Origin of the sequence: Pseudomonas sp. JUb52 (genome assembly GCF_004341115.1) — a bacterium.
GTDB classification, from domain to species: Bacteria; Pseudomonadota; Gammaproteobacteria; order Pseudomonadales; family Pseudomonadaceae; genus Chryseomonas; species Chryseomonas oryzihabitans.
Window position 1 is genome coordinate 1 of record NZ_SLYS01000040.1, and the last position, 1,810, is coordinate 1,810.

Here is a 1,810-nt window from a genome sequence, read left to right on the forward strand (position 1 = left end):
TCGCGGTGCATCGGCAGCTTGGCCATGTTCATCTGGTGGCTCACCGAGCGCATGGCGCGATCTGTGTGCTCTTGTTCCAGCAGGTGTTCGAGCAGCCACTTGGACGAGGCTGTGTTCGACTCACCCTGTGCAGTTAACTCCGCCCAGGCCGTGGCCATGCCGTGCAGGCGCAGCTCCTTGAGTTCCGCCATCAAATCACGCATGACCGACCTCCTCGGCCTGGCCACGCAGGCGGTCGTAGCGCGCCGTGTTAGCGACGGGGGCTTCCTTGAGCGACAAGTGGGTTTCGACGCTGGGTGGTGGTTCGGTCGCGGCCAGGCGCGCCACGACATTGAGGATGTGTTCGGCGCTCAGGCTGCCGCTCTCCAGTACCAGCTCAACGGCTACCAGCACGGCATCGAGCCCGGCGACCGGTACGGCAGCCAGAACTTGCGCCATGATCCGGTCACCGCCGGCATGACGCCCCAGACCGTGCTTAAGCTGACGCAGCGGCGCCGGCAGATCAGCAAAGGGCGCGCCGTTGCGCAGCGCACCGGGCTTGCGTTCGATCAGCGGGAGGTAGTGCTGCCAGTCATAGCTGACCTGGTCGCGATCCAGCAAGCGGACATGGCTGGCGATCAGCGCGTCGTCAGCCACCACCTCGATTCGCGTCGGATACAAACGGCTGCTGACCCACTTACCCGCGTACTCACACGGCACCGAGTAGCGGTTGCGCCCGACGCTGACCAAGCAGGTGCTGGAGACCCGCGCAGGCCGCTCGACGTAACCGTCGAATGGCGCTGGCACAGGCATCAGTTCAGCGCGCTCCAACTCAAGCACTTCGGCCACACTCAGCCCGCTGTATTGAGGGTGCGTCAGCTCGTTCCAAAGCGCGCGGCAGCGCTGGCCCAGCCAGGCATTGAGTTCCTCGAAGGAGTGAAACTGACAGTCCTGGGCGTCTAGCCAGATACGCCTGCGGCTGTCTTGCACGTTCTTTTCAACGATGCCCTTTTCCCAACCAGCGGCGACGTTGCAGAAGTCCGGATCGAACAGGTAATGCGCGCACATCACCGCAAAGCGTGCATTCACCGCCCGGCCTTTGCCCTTATTGACCTTGTCGACGGCGGTCTTCATGTTGTCGTAGATGCCCCGGCGCGGCACGCCGCCCAAGGCGCCGAACGAGCGTGTATGGGCGTCAAATAACATCTCATGGCCCTGGCTCGGATACGCCACAAGCCAGAACGCACGGCTGGCACACAGCTTCAGATGTGCCACCTGCATACGCCGGTAAATGCCGCCGACCAGCAAGCCTTCCTCGCTCCAGTCAAACTGAAACGCCTCGCCAAGAGCAAAGGTCAGCGGCACAAAGGCCTGCGACGCCTTGCCCTGTCCCCCTCGCCAGGCACGGATAAACGCGGTGAGCTGGCTGTAGCCACCGTCATAACCATCGGCTTTGATTTGCGCCAACAGCGCCTTGGCACTGCGCCGCTGTTGCTTGGGGCGCAGCGAATCGGCTTTTAGCGCCTGCTCCAGCGTGGCGTGAAAAGGGCTGAGTTTGTTGAAGATCGCGCGGCGTTGGTAGACCGGCGGCTTGGCCTCAGGTGCTCTGACCCACTTGCGAATCGTGTTGCGCGCCAACCCGGTGCGCTTGGCTATCTCATGCAGCGACAGCTTGTCGCGGAAATACATCCGGCGAATTTTGCCCATCATTTCCATACTGATCACCCTGTGTTCTCCTGCTCAAAAATTGAGCAGAAGCAGTTGAACACCTGGGTCAGTTTTCAGTCGGCAGAACAGCCTCTACTGGGTCAGTTTTCGGTCAGCGGCAACA

General features: G+C 61.9%; 1 protein-coding gene and 1 pseudogene. Both read right to left on the reverse strand.

The window, feature by feature from the left end:
- A pseudogene (istB, locus tag EC839_RS24045) lies at window positions 1–203 on the reverse strand (IS21-like element ISPst3 family helper ATPase IstB); the annotation flags it as partial.
- Window positions 196–1,695, reverse strand: a complete 1,500-nt coding sequence (gene istA / locus EC839_RS24050; RefSeq protein WP_112292652.1) for an IS21-like element ISPst3 family transposase — start codon at window positions 1,693–1,695, stop codon at window positions 196–198. The pseudogene istB and the gene istA, both read right to left, overlap by 8 nt.
- Window positions 1,696–1,810: the final 115 nt, after the last annotated feature.